This window comes from Streptomyces lucensis JCM 4490 (genome assembly GCF_014650035.1).
GTDB classification, from domain to species: domain Bacteria; phylum Actinomycetota; class Actinomycetes; order Streptomycetales; family Streptomycetaceae; genus Streptomyces; species Streptomyces lucensis.
Genome location: NZ_BMUE01000013.1, coordinates 61,791 through 80,417, shown reverse-complemented (window position 1 = coordinate 80,417; position 18,627 = coordinate 61,791). Strand labels below are relative to the sequence as shown.

17 protein-coding genes are annotated in these 18,627 nt (G+C 72.8%); 12 read left to right on the top strand and 5 right to left on the bottom strand.

Annotated features, from left to right (window positions below):
• The first annotated feature begins 175 nt into the window (after positions 1-175).
• The 5 genes from IE177_RS26170 to IE177_RS26150 are packed head-to-tail and all read left to right on the top strand — an operon-like array spanning position 176 to position 5,990.
• Entirely contained in the window at positions 176-3,082 is a 2,907-nt protein-coding gene (locus tag IE177_RS26170; RefSeq protein WP_190017885.1) for a bifunctional acetate--CoA ligase family protein/GNAT family N-acetyltransferase, read from the top strand.
• Positions 3,083-3,106: 24 nt separating this feature from the next.
• Positions 3,107-3,514, top strand: coding sequence for a hypothetical protein (locus tag IE177_RS26165; RefSeq protein WP_229816277.1), 408 nt, complete (start codon positions 3,107-3,109; stop codon positions 3,512-3,514).
• Between the two features lies 1 nt (position 3,515).
• Entirely contained in the window at positions 3,516-4,112 is a 597-nt protein-coding gene (locus IE177_RS26160) for a DUF5998 family protein (RefSeq protein WP_190017883.1), read from the top strand.
• Positions 4,112-5,302, top strand: coding sequence for an alkaline phosphatase family protein (locus tag IE177_RS26155; protein ID WP_190017882.1), 1,191 nt, complete (start codon positions 4,112-4,114; stop codon positions 5,300-5,302). The genes IE177_RS26160 and IE177_RS26155 overlap by 1 nt, the downstream gene beginning before the upstream one ends.
• A 37-nt stretch (positions 5,303-5,339) precedes the next feature.
• Positions 5,340-5,990, top strand: a complete 651-nt coding sequence (locus tag IE177_RS26150; protein WP_190017881.1) for a thymidine kinase — start codon at positions 5,340-5,342, stop codon at positions 5,988-5,990.
• 300 nt (positions 5,991-6,290) lie between these two features.
• On the opposite strand, the gene IE177_RS26145 is transcribed toward IE177_RS26150, so the two are convergent.
• A complete protein-coding gene (locus IE177_RS26145) occupies positions 6,291-7,082 on the bottom strand; it encodes a VOC family protein (RefSeq protein ID WP_190017880.1) in 792 nt (263 codons plus the stop codon).
• A 319-nt stretch (positions 7,083-7,401) separates the two neighbouring features.
• Between IE177_RS26145 and IE177_RS26140 the strand changes: the two genes are divergently transcribed.
• Positions 7,402-8,253: a sulfurtransferase gene (locus IE177_RS26140; protein ID WP_190017879.1), complete on the top strand. Its 852-nt coding sequence runs from the start codon at positions 7,402-7,404 to the stop codon at positions 8,251-8,253.
• A 63-nt stretch (positions 8,254-8,316) separates the two neighbouring features.
• Here IE177_RS26140 and sepH read toward each other — a convergent pair whose 3' ends face one another.
• The 3 genes from sepH to IE177_RS26125 all read right to left on the bottom strand — a co-directional run bounded on the left by sepH (position 8,317) and on the right by IE177_RS26125 (position 12,289).
• Positions 8,317-9,357, bottom strand: coding sequence for a septation protein SepH (gene sepH, locus IE177_RS26135; RefSeq protein ID WP_190017878.1), 1,041 nt, complete (start codon positions 9,355-9,357; stop codon positions 8,317-8,319).
• Positions 9,358-9,771: 414 nt separating this feature from the next.
• Complete coding sequence (locus IE177_RS26130; RefSeq protein WP_190017877.1) at positions 9,772-11,091, bottom strand: D-arabinono-1,4-lactone oxidase; 1,320 nt, start codon at positions 11,089-11,091, stop codon at positions 9,772-9,774.
• A complete protein-coding gene (locus tag IE177_RS26125; protein ID WP_190017876.1) occupies positions 11,051-12,289 on the bottom strand; it encodes an MFS transporter in 1,239 nt (412 codons plus the stop codon). The genes IE177_RS26130 and IE177_RS26125 overlap by 41 nt, the downstream gene beginning before the upstream one ends.
• A 170-nt stretch (positions 12,290-12,459) precedes the next feature.
• Here IE177_RS26125 and IE177_RS26120 point away from each other — a divergent pair, with 170 nt between their 5' ends.
• Both IE177_RS26120 and IE177_RS26115 read left to right on the top strand, forming a co-directional pair.
• On the top strand, positions 12,460-13,587 hold the full coding sequence (locus IE177_RS26120; RefSeq protein ID WP_190017875.1) for a ferrochelatase: 1,128 nt from the start codon (positions 12,460-12,462) through the stop codon (positions 13,585-13,587).
• Positions 13,588-13,595: 8 nt separating this feature from the next.
• Entirely contained in the window at positions 13,596-14,411 is an 816-nt protein-coding gene (locus IE177_RS26115; RefSeq protein WP_190017874.1) for an inositol monophosphatase family protein, read from the top strand.
• An 82-nt stretch (positions 14,412-14,493) separates the two neighbouring features.
• Here the strand turns inward: IE177_RS26115 and IE177_RS26110 are convergent, their stop codons facing one another.
• Entirely contained in the window at positions 14,494-14,667 is a 174-nt protein-coding gene (locus IE177_RS26110) for a hypothetical protein (protein WP_190017873.1), read from the bottom strand.
• A 414-nt stretch (positions 14,668-15,081) separates the two neighbouring features.
• Between IE177_RS26110 and IE177_RS26105 the strand changes: the two genes are divergently transcribed.
• The 4 genes from IE177_RS26105 (at position 15,082) to IE177_RS26090 (ending at position 18,607) form a co-directional block, all read left to right on the top strand.
• Positions 15,082-15,735: a response regulator transcription factor gene (locus IE177_RS26105; RefSeq protein ID WP_003993508.1), complete on the top strand. Its 654-nt coding sequence runs from the start codon at positions 15,082-15,084 to the stop codon at positions 15,733-15,735.
• 6 nt (positions 15,736-15,741) lie between these two features.
• The gene (locus tag IE177_RS26100; RefSeq protein WP_190017872.1) at positions 15,742-16,989 is read left to right on the top strand and encodes a sensor histidine kinase; all 1,248 of its coding nucleotides are present in this window, start codon (positions 15,742-15,744) and stop codon (positions 16,987-16,989) included.
• Positions 16,990-17,382: 393 nt separating this feature from the next.
• Positions 17,383-17,679, top strand: a complete 297-nt coding sequence (locus IE177_RS26095; protein WP_005481602.1) for a DUF4193 domain-containing protein — start codon at positions 17,383-17,385, stop codon at positions 17,677-17,679.
• A 13-nt stretch (positions 17,680-17,692) separates the two neighbouring features.
• The gene (locus IE177_RS26090) at positions 17,693-18,607 is read left to right on the top strand and encodes a hypothetical protein (protein ID WP_190017871.1); all 915 of its coding nucleotides are present in this window, start codon (positions 17,693-17,695) and stop codon (positions 18,605-18,607) included.
• The last annotated feature ends 20 nt before the right edge of the window (positions 18,608-18,627 follow it).

Below are 18,627 nucleotides of genomic sequence, written 5' to 3'. Positions count from 1 at the left end.
CTGCCCTTCAGTCTTCAGGGTTGTCTAGACCAGTTTCCCATATCGCGAAAGCGTCCCCGGAGCGGGCCCTGCGGCGTCCCCTCCGGCGGGTCACCGGACCGCGGCCCCGGTCCGGCGTCCGTCCCCCACAGACTGCCTCGCGCCACCGTCGTACGCGAGCCGTACTCTGGGGCGCATGCAGACCTCGGCGGACCGACAGGACCGGCATGAGTACCCCGCCCACTGGGAGGCCGACGTGGTGCTGCGCGACGGCGGCACCGCGCGCATCCGGCCCATCACCGTCGACGACGCCGACCGCCTGGTCAGCTTCTACGAGCAGGTGTCGGACGAGTCGAAGTACTACCGCTTCTTCGCGCCGTACCCCCGGCTCTCCGCCAAGGACGTCCACCGCTTCACGCACCACGACTTCGTGGACCGGGTGGGACTCGCGGCAACCGTCGGCGGTGAGTTCATCGCCACCGTACGCTACGACCGCATCGGCGCCGACGGGATGCCCGCCTCCTCGCCCGCCGACGAGGCCGAGGTCGCCTTCCTGGTGCAGGACGCCCACCAGGGCCGCGGGGTCGCCTCCGCCCTGCTGGAACACATCGCGGCCGTCGCCCGCGAGCGCGGCATCCGGCGTTTCGCGGCGGAGGTGCTGCCCGCCAACATCAAGATGATCAAGGTGTTCACGGACGCCGGCTACACCCAGAAGCGCAGCTTCGAGGACGGCGTCGTGCGCCTGGAGTTCGACCTCGAACCCACCGACCGCTCCGTCGCCGTCCAGCGCGCCCGGGAACAGCGTGCCGAGGGCCGCTCGGTACGCCGGCTGCTCGCACCTGGCTCCGTGGCCGTCGTCGGCGTCGGCCGCACCCCCGGCGGCGTCGGCCGCAGCGTCCTCGGCAACATACGGGACGCCGGCTACCCCGGCCGCCTGCACGCCGTGAACACGGCGTTCCCCGAGGACCTCGAGAAGGTCGACGGGGTGGCGGCCCACCGCTCGGTGCGGGACATCGGGGAACACGTCGACCTCGCCGTCGTCGCCGTACCGGCCGAGCACGTGCCCGCCGTGGTCTCCGAGTGCGGCGAGCACGGCGTCCAGGGCCTCGTCGTGCTGTCCGCCGGATACGCCGAGAGCGGGCCCGAGGGACGCGAACGGCAGCGGGCCCTGGTCCGCCTCGCGCGTTCGTACGGGATGCGGATCATCGGCCCGAACGCCTTCGGGCTCATCAACACCGCCCCCGGCGTCCGGCTGAACGCCTCCCTCGCCCCGGAGATGCCCCGCCCCGGCCGCATCGGGCTGTTCGCCCAGTCCGGCGCCATCGGCATCGCCCTGCTGTCCCGGCTGCACCGGCGCGGAGGAGGGGTCACCGGGGTCACCGGCGTCTCCACCTTCGTCTCGGCGGGCAACCGCGCCGACGTCTCCGGCAACGACGTCCTGCAGTACTGGTACGACGACCCGGAGACCGACGTCGTCCTCATGTACCTGGAGTCCATCGGCAACCCGCGCAAGTTCACCCGGCTCGCCCGGCGCACCGCGGCGGCCAAGCCACTGGTCGTGGTGCAGGGCACGGGAGCCGCGCCGCAGGGCCACGCGGTCCGGGCCACGCGGCTGGCGCACGAGACCGTCTCCGCGCTGCTCCGGCAGGCCGGGGTGATCCGGGTCGACACGATCACCGAGCTGGTCGACGCGGGCCTGCTGCTCGCCCGGCAGCCGCTGCCCGCCGGGCCGCGCGTGGCGATCCTCGGCAACTCCGAGTCGCTCGGCGTGCTGACGTACGACCGGTGCCTCGCGGAGGGGCTGCGCCCCTCGCGTCCGCTGGACCTGACGACCGGGGCGACGGCGGAGGACTTCCACCGGGCGCTCTCCGCCGCGCTGGCCGACGGCGCGAACGACGCCGTCGTCGTCACGGCGATCCCCGCGATCGGCGAGGGGTCGCCGGGAGACGCGGAGCTGGCGGAGGCGCTGCGGTCGGCGGCGGCCGCGGTGCCGGGCAAGCCGGTGCTCGTCGTCCACGTGGAACTCGGGGGGCTCGCGGAGGCGCTGTCGGCCGCGGCGAGCACCGCACCGCAGGCCGTGGACCGGTCAACCGCCGGCGAGGCCGGTGCCCGGGCCACCGGAGGCGATGCCCGGCCCGTCCGCCCCGTGGAACGCCCGCCCACCGTGGCGGCGGCCGGCGCCGCGGCGGAGGGAGCGCGGAGCGGCGGGCCCGGCGCCGTGCCGGCCGCTCCGGAGGGCACCCGGCTCATCCCCGCCTACCCCGCCGCCGAGCGGGCCGTCCGGGCCCTCGCCGAGGCCGTCAGGTACGGGCAGTGGCGGCGGGACGCCACCGATCCCGGGAAGGTGCCGGAGTACGACGACATCGACGAGAAGGGCGCCGCCCGCCTGATCGGCGAACTGCTCGCGCGCGGGGAGGGGCTCACCATCCCCGCCGACGGGACCTGCGAGCTGCTCGCCAAGTACGGCGTCCACGTCCGCCGGGCGCTCGCGGCGCCCACCCCGGACACCGCCGCCGAGGCCGCCCGCGCCCTCGGCTACCCCGTGGCCCTCAAGGCGACCGCCCCGCACCTCAGGCACCGCGCCGACCTGGGCGGGGTCCGCCTGGACCTCGCCGACGAGGAGCAACTGCGGCGGGCGTACACCGAGTTGACCGGACTGTTCGGTGAGCCGGAGGCGCTGCGGCCGGTGGTGCAGGCGATGGCACCCCGGGGCGTCGACACCGTCGTGCGCGCCGTGATCGACCCGGCGGCCGGGGCCGTGCTCTCCTTCGGCCTGGCCGGGGCCGCCTCGCAGCTGCTCGGGGACATGGCGCACCGGCTGATCCCGGTCACCGACCGCGAGGCGACCTCGCTGGTCCGGTCCATCCGCACCGCGCCGCTGCTGTTCGGCTGGCGCGGCTCGACGCCCGTCGACACCCCGGCGCTGGAGGAGCTGCTGCTGCGCGTCTCCCGGCTCGTGGACGACCACCCCGAAGTGGTCGCCGTCACCCTGGAGCCGGTCGTCGTCGCCCCGCACGGCGTGAGCGTCCTCGACGCCACCGTGCGCCTCGCGCCCCCGCCCGCCCGCGACGACCACGGCCCCCGCACCATGACGGCCTACTGATCCGTGGGAGGGGGCCGCGTGGAGATGGCCGGCCACCGGCTGCCCGAGGGCAGCTGGTGGGACTGGGAGGTGATCGTCTGCAACGCGGGGGAGCTGCGGCTGGCCGCCGGGTACGACCTGACGTACCACCACGGGCTGGAGGCCGTCTTCGCCGACCCGGTCTTCGTGTCCTGTCCGCCCGCCTTCCAGGACCCCGCCTTCCGGGCGCCCACGGCCGAGGAGACGGACCGCCTGGCACGGGCGCTCGGTGAGACCCCGCACGTCGTCGTCGCGTTCGAGGCGGACGCCGGCGGACCGGAACCCGTCTCCTGCCTCGTCGCCGCCGAGCGGCTGGACATCCGGCCGGGGCTCGTCCGGCGGGCGCCACCGGCGTGCGCACCGGCCGTCCCCGGTCCCCGCGACTGGCCCGGACCGCCCTTGCCCACGGATTAGGATGGACGCCATGGCCAAGACCAGTACGACGACCCAGGGGCTGCGCGCGGCGATCGAGCGCAGCGGCTACTACCCGGCCCTCGTGGCCGAGGCGGTGGAGGCCGCCGTGGGCGGCGAGCCCGTCCGGTCGTACCTGGTCCACCAGGAGACGACGTTCGACCAGAACGAGGTGCGCCGCCACGTCACCGTGCTGGTCCTCACCGGGAACCGCTTCATCGTCAGCCACACCGACGAGCAGGCCGCCGACAGCACCTCCCCGACCCCGTACGCCACCACCTCCACCGAGTCCGTGAAGCTCGGCCGGATCTCCTCGGTCGTGGTCAGCCGCGTGGTCGCGAACCCGGAGCAGTACAAGCCGGGCACCCTGCCCCGCGAGGTCGTGCTCACCATCGGCTGGGGCGCGGTGAGCCGGATCGACCTGGAGCCCGCCGCCTGCGGCGACCCCAACTGCGACGCCGACCACGGCTACACCGGCAACTCCACGGCGGACGACCTCAGCCTGCGCGTCAGCGAGGCCGGGGACGGCCCGGAGACGGTCCGCCAGGCGCTGGCCTTCGCCCAGGCCATCTCCGAGGCGACCGCGGACCTCGCGCGCTGATGACCCAGCTCTCCGCCTGGGACCACCCGGAACCCCTCGCCCTGGACTCCGCGCCGCTGCCCGAGTACGGCACCGGCTCCCTCGCCGACCTGCTGCCCACCGTGGCCGCCGGGATGGGCGTCCCCGGGCTGACCGCCACGATCACGGAACTCACCCCGGCCGACCGGGTCTGCGTCTTCCTGGTCGACGGGCTCGGCTGGGAGCAGCTGCGCGACCACCCCGACGAGGCCCCCTTCCTGACCTCGCTGCTCGCCGGCTCGCGCGGCGGCACCGGCCGCCCGCTCACCGCCGGCTACCCGGCGACCACCGCGACCTCCCTCGCCTCCGTCGGCACCGGTCTGCCGCCGGGCCTGCACGGCCTGCCCGGCTACACCGTGCGCAACCCGGCCACCGGCGAGCTGATGAACCAGCTGCGCTGGCAGCCGTACACCGAGCCGCGCCCGTGGCAGCCGTACCCCACCGTCTTCCAGCTGGCCCACGAGGCCGGTGTGCACGCCGCCCAGGTGTCCTCCCCGGTCTTCGCGCAGACCCCGCTCACCAAGGTCGCGCTCAGCGGCGGCAGCTTCCACGGGCGGCTGACCGGCGAGGAGCGCATGGACCTCGCGGCCCGGCAACTGGCCGCCGGGGACCGCTCGCTGGTGTACACGTACTACGCCGAACTCGACGGCGCCGGACACCGCTACGGCCTGGCCTCCGACACCTGGCGCGGCCAGCTCATGTACGTCGACCGGCTCGCCCAGCGCCTCGCCGAGCAGCTGCCGCCCCGCAGCGCGCTCTACGTCACCGCCGACCACGGCATGGTCGACATCCCCTTCGACGAGGAGCACCGCATCGACTTCGACGCGGACTGGGAACTGAGCGCGGGAGTCGCGCTGCTGGGCGGCGAGGGCCGGGCGCGGCACGTGTACGCGGTGCCGGGCGCCGCGAACGACGTGCTGACCTGCTGGCGCGAGGTGCTCGGCGAGCAGTTCTGGGTGGCCTCCCGGGACGAGGCGATCGCGGCGGGCTGGTTCGGACCGCACGTCGACGAGCGCGTGTACGCGCGGCTCGGGGACGTGATCGCGGCCGCGCACGACGACGTCCTGATCATCGCCTCCGAGCGGGAGCCCAAGGAGTCGGCGCTGGTCGGCAACCACGGTTCGATGACCCCCGCCGAGCAGCTGGTCCCGCTGCTCGAAGTACGTTCCTGACTCCGCCCCATCCTTGCCGAAAGGTGCTCAACCCCTCATGCCCGAGCTGGTGTTCTTCTCCGGAACGATGGACTGCGGGAAGTCGACGCTGGCTCTGCAGATCGAGCACAACCGCTCCGCGCGCGGCCTCGTCGGCATGATCTTCACCCGCAACGACCGCGCGGGCGAGGGCAAGCTGTCCTCCCGGCTGGGCCTGGTCACCGACGCGGTGGAGGTCGCGGACGACCAGGACCTGTACGCCTACCTGGTGGACCACCTCTCGCAGGGCCGCCGGGCCGACTACGTGATCGCGGACGAGGCCCAGTTCCTCGCGCCCGGCCAGATCGACCAGCTCGCGCGCGTGGTGGACGACCTCGGTCTGGACGTCTACGCGTTCGGCATCACCACCGACTTCCGCTCCAAGCTCTTCCCCGGCTCCCAGCGGCTGGTGGAGCTGGCCGACCGCATCGAGGTGCTCCAGGTGGAGGCGCTGTGCTGGTGCGGCGCCCGCGCCACGCACAACGCCCGCACGATAGACGGCGAGATGGTGGTCGAGGGCGCCCAGGTCGTCGTCGGCGACGTCAACCACTCGGCGGGCGAGATCGGCTACGAGGTGCTGTGCCGCCGCCACCACCGCCGCCGCATGACCGCCGCCACGTCCGGCGCGGCGGCCCTCTCCCCGGACGTCCTCCCGGTCTCACCGGCCTGAGCGGGCCCCGGTCCGCTCACTGATCAGTACTGGGCGTCCAGGTCCGTCCCCTTGGGCGCGCGCCAGCAGCCGGATACGACGTTGACCAGGATCTTCGGGTCCTTCTCACGTCCGCCCGCCGGGCTCGACACCCAGAGTTCGACATCGACGGAGAACGGTTCGTCCTGCGAGTCCGCTGTGAGCTCGAGCGTCGCGAGCTTCCCGGCGCGGCCAAGTTGCCGCCCCCCGGCACATACCGGTCGGCTGGGACGGCGGCGAGGCCAAGGCGGCTCTGGGCGGCGAGTGGGGGCGGCGGGCCGGTCAGCACGGATTCTCGATCACCGAGAACTCCGCGCCCTCCGGGTCCGCCACCGTCGCGACCCGGCCGTGCGGGCTGTCGTGGGGCGGCCGGACGATGCGGCCGCCGAGGCCGGCGACCTGGCGCAGCGCCGCGTCCGCGTCGGCGACCTCGAAGTACGTCCGCCAGTACGAGCCGCGGTCCCGGGCCAGGGCGTGACCGACACCGTGCAGGCCGGCCACCGGACGGCCGCCGGCGCGCAGGGTCACGTAGTCGAAGCCGGCGGACACCACCGGTTCCTCCTCGTAGCCGAACACGGTGCCGTAGAACGTCGCGACGCTCTCCGTCTCGTAGGTGAGCAGCTCGTTCCACACGGGCGTACCGGGTACGCCGGAGACCGTCGTGCCCGGGTGGGCGTCGCGCTGCCAGATTCCGAACACCGCCCCGGAGGGGTCGGAGGCGATGGCCATCCGCCCGGCCTCGGCGGCGTCCAGCGGGCCGACCGCGACCGTGCCGCCGCACAGCCGTACCGTTTCAGCCGTGCGGTCCACGTCGTCGGAGGCGAGGTACGGCGTCCAGGCGACGGGCAGGCGTTGGTCCGGGGCGAGCCGGCCCATGCCCGCCACGTCCCGCCCGTCGAGCAGGGCCCGCACGTAGGGGCCGAGCTGCTGCGGGCCCGGCCGGAACTCCCATCCGAACAGCTCACCGTAGAACTCCTCGGTGGCCGCCAGCTCGTGCACCATCAGGCTCACCCAGCAGGGTGTGCCGGGCGCGCGCAGCGCGTGCGGACCGGCCGACTCCCGTGTCTCGGTCATCGATCACTCTCTCCCGGCCCCTCGCGGGACCGTGTCGCTTCCGCTCCCCCGGAAGGGGTGTCCGCGCCGATCGCGCGTACGCCCGTGCCGGTGCCCGCATCCTCCGTGATGCCGCCCGCCGTACCGCGGCGCGGCACGGCGCCACCGGGGGAGGATGCCTGGTCCGCCGTCTTCCGCCGCTTCCCGGCGACGGCCGGCGACTGCCCCGTCGGCCGTACGGTCCGTGCCCGATTCCTCACGTGCCGTGATCGAGCCGTCCGGCCGAGCAGAGTAGCCGGACCTGGACGCCGCGGCCACCCCTGGCGTATGGATGGACGCCATGAGAGCCATCATCACCGCAACCGAACTCGCCGATGAGCTGAGCGGCGCCAACCCGCCCGTGCTGCTGGACCTGCGCTGGCAGTTGAGTCTGGCGAAGGCGGCGGGCGCGCCGGAGCCCGACACGCGGGCCGAGTACGCGGCCGGGCACATCCCCGGCGCGGTCTTCGTGGACCTGGACCGGGAGCTGGCGGGCGTTCCCGGGGTGAACGGGCGTCACCCGCTGCCGGACCTGGCGGAGTTCGGCGCCGCGATGCGCCGTGCGGGCGTGTCGGCGGGCCGGCCGGTCGTCGTGTACGACGGCGGGCAGGGCTGGGCGGCCGCGCGAGCGTGGTGGATGCTGCACTGGACGGGTCACCCGGACGTGCGGGTCCTCGACGGCGGGTTGCCTTCGTGGGAGGGCGAGTTGTCCGACGGCGTGCCCGACCCGGCCGAGGGCGACTTCGTACCGGCGCCGGCCGCCGCGGGGCTGCTGGACGCGGACGGGGCCGCGGCCCTGGCCCGCACGGGTGTGCTGCTGGACGCCCGCGCGGGGGAGCGGTACCGGGGTGAGGTGGAGCCGATCGACCGGGTCGGCGGGCACATCCCGGGCGCGGTGTCGGCGCCCACGACGGAGAACGTCGGCCCCGACGGCCGCTTCCTGCCCGCGGCGGAGCTGAGGGACCGCTTCAAGGCCCTGGGGGTGTGCGCGGACGCCGAGGTGGGGGTGTACTGCGGTTCGGGCGTCTCCGGCGCCCACGAGGTGCTCGCGCTGGCCGTGGCGGGCATCCCGGCGGCCCTGTACGTCGGATCCTGGTCCGAGTGGTCCTCCGACCCGTCCCGCCCGGTGGCGGTGGGCGCGGACCCGCAGTAGCGGCAGCACACCGGGGGAGGGGCACACGTCCGTGCCCCCTCCCCCGTAGGACGTCGGCGCCGGTTACTCCTGCTTCTTGCGGCGCGTGCCGAACACGATCTCGTCCCAGCTCGGGACGGCGGCGCGGCGGCCGGGGCGCACGCCGTCGGCCTCGGCCTGGCGGTCGGTGGACCCGATCAGGCGGTCACGGTGGCTGCCGACCGAGCGGGGCATCAGGACGTCCGCGTAGGCCGAACCGGCCGAGGCGGCGGGCGCCGGGGGCTCTTCCTCGACGACCTCCTCCACGGGCTCGTCGGGGTCCTCCGGCACGCGTTCCGGAACGACCAGGTCGCCCCGGAAGCTCGGCACGGCCTCCAGCAGGCTGGTCAGCGAGTCGCGTTCGCCCGCGCTCTCCTCGGCGGGGTCGGACGGCGGCGCCGGCAGGCCGGGCCGCTCCCGGTCGCCGCGGTCGAGCGCGCGGTCCATCGAACGTTCGCGCGGCAGCCGGGCGATGCGCGGGACGAACGGGAAGCTGGGCTCGGGTACGGCGAGGTCGTCGGACTCGCCGATCAGCGAGCGTGCCTCGTCGTCCACGGCCTGGACGAGCCGCCGCGGCGGGTCGTACGTCCAGCTCGCCGAGTGCGGTTCGCCCGCGACCCGGTAGACGAGCAGCACCTCCCAGGTGCCGTCGTCACGGCGCCAGGAGTCCCACTGCACGGTGTCCTTCTCGGCGCCGCGCAGCAGCAGCCGCTCCTGGACCGCCTCGCCGAGCAGGGGGCCGGAGTTCTCGCCGGGACGGCGGACCGGGGTCTTGCGGGCGCGCTCGGCCATGAAGGCGCGCTCGGCCAGCACGGGCCCCTCGAAACGCCGCACCCGGTCGACGGGGATGCCGGCGAGCTGCGCCACCTCTTCCGCGGTGGCGCCTGCGCGTATACGGGCCTGGATGTCACGGGGCCGCAGATGGCTCTCGACCTCGATCTCGATCTGGCCGAGACGGGGACGGTCGCCGCGCACGGCGGCACGCAGCCGCTCGTCGATCGGAAGCGTGTACTCCGTGGCGTCGGCAGCCTTCAGCACCAGTCGTGTGCCGTCATTCGAGACGGCCACGACACGCAGTTCGGGCATGGGGACCTCCCGGGTGGTGCCTGCCGACGTCACGTGCGTCGCTGCTTCCGCTAGTCGAGTGTGGCCTGCCCGGGTGCAGCCTGCCACAACCTTGCCGAGTTGCCCGGCGTGTCGGGCACGGGCCCTGGACCGCCGTTATGGCACGGTTACCTGTTCGCAACGCTAAGTGACCAAATGCGTCACCCTGTGCAACCAGCCCCCCTCCCGGCGGTCCTGCAGAGCCGCGGGCACCCTGGTGGGAGACCGGGCCCAGGGCTCGCAACAGTACTCCATTTGGACCATGTGGGTGGATGGGCGCGCCGCCCAACTTCTGGCAAGGAAGGCGTATCGGCCCTCCGTGGGCGGGTTCGTCGATCATGAACGTGGCGCACTTCACGCAATCGCGCGGAAACGGAACTATCGGCTTCCCGCGCGTCAGGCGCCCAGAACCCTCCGCAAGTAGTCGTTCTGGAACAGCCGTTCCGGGTCGAGGCGGTCCCTGAGGGCCGTGAACTCCGCGAAGCGCGGATACACCCGGGCGAAGTACTCCGCGTCCCGCGTGTGCACCTTGCCCCAGTGCGGCCGTCCCTCGTGCGCGGTGAAGATGCGCTCGGCCGCGGTGAAGTAGGCCTGGTAGGGCGTGCCCCGGAACATGTGCACGGCGATGTAGGCGCTGTCCCGGCCGGAGGCGGTGGACAGGGTGATGTCGTCGGCCGGTGCGGTGCGCACCTCGACCGGGAAGCTGACGCGCAGGCCCGAGCGTTCGACCATGGACTTCAGCTCCCGGAGCGTCTGCGTCAGGGCCGCGCGCGGGACGGCGTACTCCATCTCCACGAACCGCACCCGGCGCGGCGAGGTGAAGACCTCGTACGGAATGTCCGTGTACGTCCGTGCGGACAGGGCCCTGCTGGAGACGCGCGCGATCGCCGGCACGGTGGCGGGGACGGCGCGGCCGGCCCACTGGGCCACCTGGAACACGCCGTTGGAGAGCAACTCGTCCTCGAACCAGCCGGCCAGCCGGCCCACGGGCCGCTCGGGGCCGGCGCTGCGGTTGTTGCGCTTGGTGTTCGTGCTGCCGGTGTGCGGGAACCAGTAGAACTCGAAGTGCTCGTTCTCCGCCCACAGTTCGTCGAACTGGGCGAGGACCCGGTCGAGGGGCATCGGCTCCTCGCGCGCGGTGAGCAGGAAGATCGGCTCCACGGCGAAGGTGATCGCGGTGACGATGCCCAGCGCCCCGAGGCCTATTCGGGCCGCCGCGAAGACCTCCGGGTTCTCCTTCCGCGAGCAGGTGAGCACCGAGCCGTCGGCCGTGACGAGTTCGAGCCCCTCGATCTGCGCGGCGATGGAGCCGGACTCGCGGCCCGTGCCGTGGGTGCCGGTGCTGGTGGCCCCGGAGACGGTCTGCTCCATGATGTCGCCCATGTTGGTGAGCGACAGGCCCTCGCGCGCGAGGGCCGCGTTGAGTCTCCTGAGCGGGGTGCCCGCCTCGACCGTGACCGTCATGGACTCCCGGTCGATCGTGCGGATACCCGTCAGGAGGTGAGGCCGGATCAACAGTCCGTCGGTCGCGGCGATCGACGTGAAGGAGTGGCCGGTACCGACCGCCTTCACCTTCAGGCCGTCCTCGCGCGCCCGGCGCACCGCCGCCGCCAGCTCGTCCACCGAGGCAGGCGCGACCTGCCGGGCGGGCCGGGCGGTCACGTTGCCGCCCCAGTTACGCCAGGTGCCGTTCTTCGCGCTCGCTGTGGTGCTCAACGGTGCCTCCCCGACCCGCGGCCGGCCTGCGCAGCCGGCGGTACCCGAGGAAACCGACCACGACCGCGACGGCCCCGGAGACGACGGGGACCCCGTACCCGGCCCGCGCCCCGGCCGCGTCGATCACCCAGCCGGCCGCGGAGGAGCCGAGCGCGACGCCGACCGCGAGGCCGGTGCTCACCCAGGTCATGCCCTCGGTGAGTTTCGCGCGAGGTACGTGCTCTTCGATGAGGGACATCGTCGTGATCATCGTCGGTGCGATGGACAGCCCCGAAACGAACAGCGCCACGGCCAGAAGCGGCAGGTTTCCGACCAGTAGGAGGGGGATCATACTCACGCCCATGGCCGCCACGCCCAGGAGCCAGCGGCGTTCCGGCGCACCGGCGAACCGCAGCAGCCCGAAGACGGCTCCGGCCACGCACGAACCGGCCGCGTACAGGGCCAGCACGACGCTCGCGGCGCCCTTGTGACCGCGCTCGTCGGCGAAGGCGACGGTGACCACGTCCACGGCGCCGAAGATCGTGCCGGTCGCCGTGAAGGTCGCCACCAGCACCTGCAGTCCCGGCGAGCGCAGGGCGCTGCCACCGCCGTGCCGCTCGCGCGGGTGCGGCTCCGGCTCGGTGGCGCGCTGGGCGGTGAGCCAGAAGACGCCCACCGCGAGGAAGCAGGCGGCCAGCAGCGGGCCCGCCTCCGGGAACCAGGCCGTGGACAGCCCGATGGAGACGATCGGCCCGAAGATGAAGCAGACCTCGTCCACGACCGACTCGAACGAGTACGCGGTGTGCAGCTTCGGCGTGCCCCGGTAGAGCGCCGCCCAGCGGGCCCGGATCATCGCGCCCAGGCTGGGCACCGTGCCGATCCCGGCGGCGCACGCGACCAGCACCCAGTCCGGCCCGCCGAGGTGCACGGCCAGCAGCAGCCCGGCCGCCGCGGCCAGGGCCACCAGGGTCGCGGGGCGCAGCACCCGGCTCTGCCCGTGCCGGTCCACCAGGCGGGATATCTGCGGCCCGGCCACGGCCGCGGACAGCGCGATGGTGGCCGACAGCGCGCCCGCGAGCCCGTAGCGCCCGGTGAGCTGGGAGACCATCGTGACCACGCCGATGCCCATCATCGACAGCGGCATCCGGCCGACGAAGCCGGCGGCGGAGAAGGCCTTGGTGCCGGGCTCGGCGAACAGGGCGCTGTAGGGGCTGGGCACGTGGTCTCCGGGACGACTCGGTAAGGCGCGAATGCAACTGATACAGCTTACGAGTGAGGTAACCCTAAGTACACCCGTCGGACGGCCGGGAAATTCAGCCGGACATGGCCGAATCCGACTCCCCGCCCCGTCGTTTCCCCGCTGTCGGCGCCGGGTGGGAGGATCAAGGCATGCCAGACGCGCTCGATGCCACCCCGTACGACGCCCTGCTCCTGCTCTCCTTCGGCGGTCCCGAAGGCCCGGACGACGTGGTCCCGTTCCTGGAGAACGTCACGCGCGGGCGCGGCATCCCGAAGGAACGCCTGAAGGAAGTCGGACAGCACTACTTCCTGTTCGGCGGGGTCAGCCCCATCAACGCCCAGAACCGCGCCCTGCTGGACGCGCTGCGCAAGGACTTCTCCGAGCACGGCCTGGACCTGCCGGTCTACTGGGGCAACCGCAACTGGGCGCCGTACCTGACGGACACCCTGCGCGAGATGATCGCCGACGGCCACCGCCGCGTCCTGGTACTTGCCACCAGCGCCTACGCCTCCTACTCGGGCTGCCGCCAGTACCGCGAGAACCTCGCCGACGCGCTGGCCACCCTGCGGGCCGAGGGACTGGACCTGCCGGAGATCGACAAGCTGCGCCACTACTTCAACCACCCCGGCTTCGTCGAACCCATGATCGACGGGGTGCTGCGCTCCCTCGCCGACCTGCCCGAGGACGTCCGCGACGGCGCCCACATCGCCTTCACCACCCACTCCATCCCGGTGTCCGCCGCCGACACCTCCGGCCCCGTCGAGGCGCACGGCGACGGCGGCGCCTACGTCGGGCAGCACCTGGACGTCGCCCGGCTGATCGCGGAGGCCGTCCGGGAGCGCACCGGCGTCGACCACCCGTGGCAGCTCGTCTACCAGTCCCGCTCGGGCGCCCCGCACATCCCGTGGCTGGAGCCCGACATCTGCGACCACCTTCAGGAGCGGCACGCGGCGGGCGTCCCGGCCGTGGTCATGGCCCCGATCGGGTTCGTCTCGGACCACATGGAGGTCCTCTACGACCTCGACACCGAGGCCCGGGCCAAGGCCGAGGAGCTGGGCCTGCCGGTGCGCCGCTCGGCCACCGTGGGCGCCGACCCGCGGTTCGCCGCGGCCGTGCGCGAGCTGATCGTGGAGCGCGCCGCGGTGGAGCGCGGGCTGCGGGTCACCCCCTGCGCCCTGGGCGCCCTCGGCCCGAGCCACCACCTGTGCCCGGCCGGCTGCTGCCCCGCCCGTGCGCCGCGTCCGGCCGCCGCGGGCGCCGACAGCCCCTACGCCTGAGGAGACCCGTGACCGACGCCCTGCACCAGGACCTGCTCGAACTGGCCCAGGAGGCCGCCCGCCGCGCCGGCGAGCTGCTGCGGGACGGCCGCCCCGCCGACCTGGCCGTGGCGAGGACCAAGTCCAGCCCGGTCGACGTCGTCACCGAGATGGACATCGCGGCGGAGAAGCTGATCACCGGTCTCATCTCCGGACGCCGGCCCGACGACGGCTTCCTCGGCGAGGAGGGCGCCCGCGCCCCCGGCACGAGCGGCGTCCGCTGGGTGATCGATCCGCTCGACGGCACCGTCAACTACCTGTACGGACTGCCCACCTGGGCGGTGTCCATCGCGGCCGAGCAGGACGGCGAGAGCGTCGTCGGGGTCGTGGCGGCGCCGATGCGCGGCGAGACGTACCACGCCGTGCGCGGCCGCGGTGCGTGGGCCACGGGCGCGTGGGAGGGCGAACGGCCGCTGGCCTGCCGTCCCGCGCCCCCGCTCGACCAGGCTCTGGTCGCCACCGGCTTCAACTACGTCGCCGAGGTCCGCGCCCACCAGGCCGAGGTGGCGGGCCGGCTCGTCCCGCTGCTCAGGGATGTCCGGCGCAGCGGATCGGCGGCGGTCGACCTGTGCGACGTGGCCTGCGGCCGGCTGGACGCGTACTACGAGCGGGGTCTCAACCCGTGGGACCACGCCGCGGGTGACCTGATCGCCCGGGAGGCGGGCGCGCTGACAGGTGGACGGCCCGGAGACCGGCCGTCGCGCGAACTGACGGTGGCGGGCACCCCGGGTGTCTTCGAGCCGCTCCAGCGGCTCCTGGAGGACTTCGGGGCCTGGCACGACTGAGCGCCGGCCCGGCGCCGACCGGCGACGCAAAGGGACCCCGGCGCTGGATTCGCCGGGGTCCCCTCTTGCGCTTCCGGGCCGATCAGACGCGTGACGCGCCGACCTCCACACCGTGTTCGGCGGCGAGGCGGCGCAGGTCGTCGAGCTCTGCCTGCTCCACCTCGACGAGGAAGTCGTCACCCTCGTCACGAGCCCGCGTCAGGTCGGACTCGGTCGTCCTTATGCGCTGCAGAAGTCCTGCGGTGAAAGCGTCCATGCTGCGCCCCCTCGTCCTGGGTCGTGGGTCGGTGGCACGGGGGTGTGCCTGTTGGGAAGGGGCGATCACGTCTGACGCAGGTGCCCAGCGCTGCCCTGCTGGGCGGCGACGGCGCCGGACACCCGTGACCGACTCTGCGGAAGCGGAGAGCGAAGTACCGCATGGTGCTGCGGCACATGCAGAGCGTGATCGCGGGATGTAAAGCCGTCCTCCCCCAGCTCCCTCACCCGGAAACCTCGACCGGAGGAAAAAATCTCTTTTCCCGGCCCGGGAGCCGCCCTCCCCCCGGCCGGCCACCGCCTTACAGCCGACTTATGACCGAAAAGGGCAGGATGGAGGCCACACCCCACGAACGGCCCTGCCCGCACGCGCCCACGGCGCGCTACGCGGGTGGACACAGGAAGGACAAGCGACGTGCGCGTACTCGTCGTCGAGGACGAGCAACTGCTCGCCGATGCGGTGGCCACCGGACTGCGCCGGGAGGCCATGGCCGTCGACGTCGTGTACGACGGTGCGGCCGCCCTGGAGCGCATCGGCGTCAACGACTACGACGTGGTCGTCCTCGACCGTGACCTCCCGCTCGTGCACGGCGACGACGTCTGCCGCAAGATCGTCGAGCTGGGCATGCCCACACGCGTGCTCATGCTCACCGCCTCCGGCGACGTCAGCGACCGCGTCGAGGGCCTGGAGATCGGCGCCGACGACTACCTGCCCAAGCCCTTCGCCTTCAGCGAGCTGATCGCGCGCGTCCGCGCCCTCGGCCGCCGTACGAGCGTGCCGCTGCCGCCCGTCCTGGAGCGGGCCGGCATCAAGCTCGACCCCAACCGCCGCGAGGTCTTCCGCGACGGCAAGGAGGTCCAGCTCGCACCCAAGGAGTTCGCCGTCCTGGAGGTGCTGATGCGCAGCGAGGGCGCGGTCGTCTCCGCCGAGCAGCTGCTCGAGAAGGCCTGGGACGAGAACACCGACCCGTTCACCAACGTGGTGCGCGTGACGGTCATGACCCTGCGCCGCAAACTCGGCGAGCCGCCCGTGATCGTCACGGTCCCCGGCTCCGGCTACCGGATCTGACCGGCCATGGCCACCACCCCAGCGCCGCCGCAGGCGCCACCGAAACCCACCTGGGACCCCAGGAGGCCGCAGCCGCCCTTCCCGTGGCTGCGCCCCACCATCCGCATACGGCTCACGCTGCTCTACGGCGGCATGTTCCTGATCGCCGGCATCCTGCTGCTGTCGATCATCTACCTGCTGGCCGCGCAGGCGATCAGCACGGGCAACCAGCCGCTGTTCAAGATCGTCAGCTATCAGGAGCTGAAGGTCTCCAGCGACAGCTGCTCGGTGATCAACACCACCCGCCTGTCGTTGTCGGAGTTCAACGACGCCATCGCGCACTGCGTGGACCAGCAGCGCCAGGCCGCCCTGGACAACCTGCTCAGCCGCTCGCTGCTGGCCCTGCTGGGCCTCGCCGTCATCGCCTTCGCGTTCGGCTACGCGATGGCCGGACGGGTGCTGTCCCCACTCGGCCGGATCACCCGCACCGCCCGCCAGGTGGCCGGCTCCGACCTGTCCCGCCGCATCGAGCTGGACGGCCCGGACGACGAGCTGAAGGAGCTGGCGGACACCTTCGACGACATGCTGGAGCGCCTGCAGCGTGCCTTCACCGCCCAGCAGCGCTTCGTCGGCAACGCCTCCCACGAGTTGCGCACCCCGCTCGCGATCAACCGCACCCTCCTGGAGGTGCACCTCTCCGACCCGGGCGCGCCGGTGGAGCTGCAGCAGCTCGGCAAGACGCTGCTGGCCACCAACGAGCGCAGTGAACAGCTGGTCGAGGGGTTGCTGCTGCTCGCCCGCAGTGACAACCAGATCGTCGAGCGCAAGCCCGTCGACCTGGCCGAGGTCGCGTCGCAGGCCATCGACCAGGTGCACGGCGAGGCCGAGGCCAAGGGCGTGGAGATCCGCGGCGAGCGCAAGTCGGCCGTGGTGCAGGGCAACGGCGTGCTGCTGGAGCGGATCGCGCTGAACCTCGTGCAGAACGCCGTGCGGTACAACGTGCCCGAGGACGGCTGGGTCGAGGTGGACTCCGGTGTGGAGCACGGTCAGGCGGTGCTCACCGTCTCGAACACCGGGCCGGTGGTGCCGGCGTACGAGATCGACAACCTCTTCGAGCCGTTCAGGCGTCTGCGTACCGAGCGCACGAACAGCGACAAGGGCGTCGGCCTCGGCCTGTCCATCGTCCGGTCGGTGACCCGCGCGCACGGCGGTCACATCGTGGCGCGGCCCCGGGAGGGCGGCGGTCTGGTGATGCACGTCACCCTGCCGCTGTGATCCGGGTCGACACACGAGGGGGATGTTCGCTTTGCGCGGAATTTTCCCAGACCTGAATGAGGTTGTTCCTGTGTGATCAATCACATGGGCGGATTTCAAGCCATGCACTCTCCGTGATCATGACACCAGGGAGAAAGCCGGGAAAGTCCTGGTTTTCAGGCCTCCTGATCACGGGAAGTACACGGTGAGGCGCCTTTGAGGTGCGGCATTCGAACCGTGTACGGTCCTCACCGCCAACCAAGCCGATCACCCGTGAGGGGTCGGGTTGGGTGTCGATTGAGTAACAGACCTTGATGTGAGGCAAAATCTCCGCCTCAGGTCGGGCACAAGTCCGGCCTCTCACGCGTTACGTGCGCTGGAGACACCGCAGACCACCCAGAGGGGGAGAGCGATATGGCAACCGACTACGACACTCCACGCAAGACCGACGACGACGTCGACTCGGACAGCCTTGAAGAACTGAAGGCCCGGCGGAACGACAAGTCCACCTCGGCGGTGGACGTCGACGAGTTCGAGGCCGCTGAGGGCCTCGAACTGCCCGGCGCCGACCTGTCGAACGAGGAGCTGGCCGTCCGTGTGCTGCCGAAGCAGCAGGACGAGTTCACGTGCATGAGCTGCTTCCTGGTGCACCACCGCAGCCAGCTCGCCCGCGAGAAGAACGGTCAGCCGATCTGCCGCGACTGCGACTGAGGACTGGTCGGCCGTGTCTGGCTCGACCCCTCCGAGGAAGCACCGCTTCTCCCTGCGGAGAGCGGACGAAGGGCCGTCCGGCGGCCCTGACGGCGCGCGTGACGACGGGCGGGGCTCACCCGGTGCGGGAGCCTCGCTCGAGCCGGCACAGGACCCGGCCGGTCCTGCCGCGCCGGCTCCCCAGCCCGCGCCCGCCGCGCGGCGACGGGCCGCCGTCGTACGCGAGAAGGCCCGGGACATGGCCCGGGAAGGCGCCCGCAAGGGCGGCAGCGGCGCTCGGGCGGGTCTGGCGTACCTCGCGGACCGGATCATCGAGATCGCCCCGCGTGTGCCCGTACGCGACCTCGCGACCCTGCGCGGGCAGTTCCCGGGTCTCGGGCCCGAGGAGCTCGCCGACAAGCTGGTGGCGGGTGCGGCGGCCGGGACCTCGGCGGTCGGTGCCGGGATCGGGGCGGCGGCCATGCTGCCGGTACCCCCGGTCATGCCGACCCAGCTCGCCGCGGAGATCACGGGGGTCGCCGCGATCGAGCTGAAGCTCATCGCCGAACTGCACGAGGTGTACGGCGTACGACCGCCGGGCGGCCTCCGCGTCCGCAGTACCGCGTACCTGTCCTCATGGTCGGGGGAGCGCGGTGTCGACATCATGAAGCCGGCGACGTACGACACGGCCCTCGGCGGCCGGATGAAACGCGAACTGCGTCAGCAGATCATGAAGCGGATGGTCCGCGACCTGCCCAACCTGATGCCGTTCATGGTGGGAGCCGCCGTCGGGGCGGCCATGAACCGCCGGGACACCAGGAGACTGGCGGCGCGCATCCGCGCCGACCTGCGTGGGATCCAGGTGCCGTGGGAGCGGCTGCCGCAGCTGCCGCCCCTGGAGAAACCGGCCGACGAGCTGGACCTGCGCGACTTGCCCGAGGAACGCTGAGCCCGGGGAACCCCCCTGTG

Excerpts from the sequence above, each read along its gene's own strand:
- IE177_RS26170 (WP_190017885.1), top strand. The coding sequence starts at position 176 with ATGCAGACCTCGGCGGACCGACAGGACCGGCATGAGTACCCCGCCCAC.
- IE177_RS26150 (WP_190017881.1), top strand. The coding sequence starts at position 5,340 with ATGCCCGAGCTGGTGTTCTTCTCCGGAACGATGGACTGCGGGAAGTCG.
- IE177_RS26155 (WP_190017882.1), top strand. The coding sequence starts at position 4,112 with ATGACCCAGCTCTCCGCCTGGGACCACCCGGAACCCCTCGCCCTGGAC.
- IE177_RS26145 (WP_190017880.1), bottom strand. The coding sequence starts at position 7,082 with ATGACCGAGACACGGGAGTCGGCCGGTCCGCACGCGCTGCGCGCGCCC.
- IE177_RS26140 (WP_190017879.1), top strand. The coding sequence starts at position 7,402 with ATGAGAGCCATCATCACCGCAACCGAACTCGCCGATGAGCTGAGCGGC.
- IE177_RS26095 (WP_005481602.1), top strand. The coding sequence starts at position 17,383 with ATGGCAACCGACTACGACACTCCACGCAAGACCGACGACGACGTCGAC.
- IE177_RS26165 (WP_229816277.1), top strand. The coding sequence starts at position 3,107 with ATGGCCGGCCACCGGCTGCCCGAGGGCAGCTGGTGGGACTGGGAGGTG.
- IE177_RS26160 (WP_190017883.1), top strand. The coding sequence starts at position 3,516 with ATGGACGCCATGGCCAAGACCAGTACGACGACCCAGGGGCTGCGCGCG.
- IE177_RS26120 (WP_190017875.1), top strand. The coding sequence starts at position 12,460 with ATGCCAGACGCGCTCGATGCCACCCCGTACGACGCCCTGCTCCTGCTC.
- IE177_RS26100 (WP_190017872.1), top strand. The coding sequence starts at position 15,742 with ATGGCCACCACCCCAGCGCCGCCGCAGGCGCCACCGAAACCCACCTGG.
- IE177_RS26110 (WP_190017873.1), bottom strand. The coding sequence starts at position 14,667 with ATGGACGCTTTCACCGCAGGACTTCTGCAGCGCATAAGGACGACCGAG.
- sepH (WP_190017878.1), bottom strand. The coding sequence starts at position 9,357 with ATGCCCGAACTGCGTGTCGTGGCCGTCTCGAATGACGGCACACGACTG.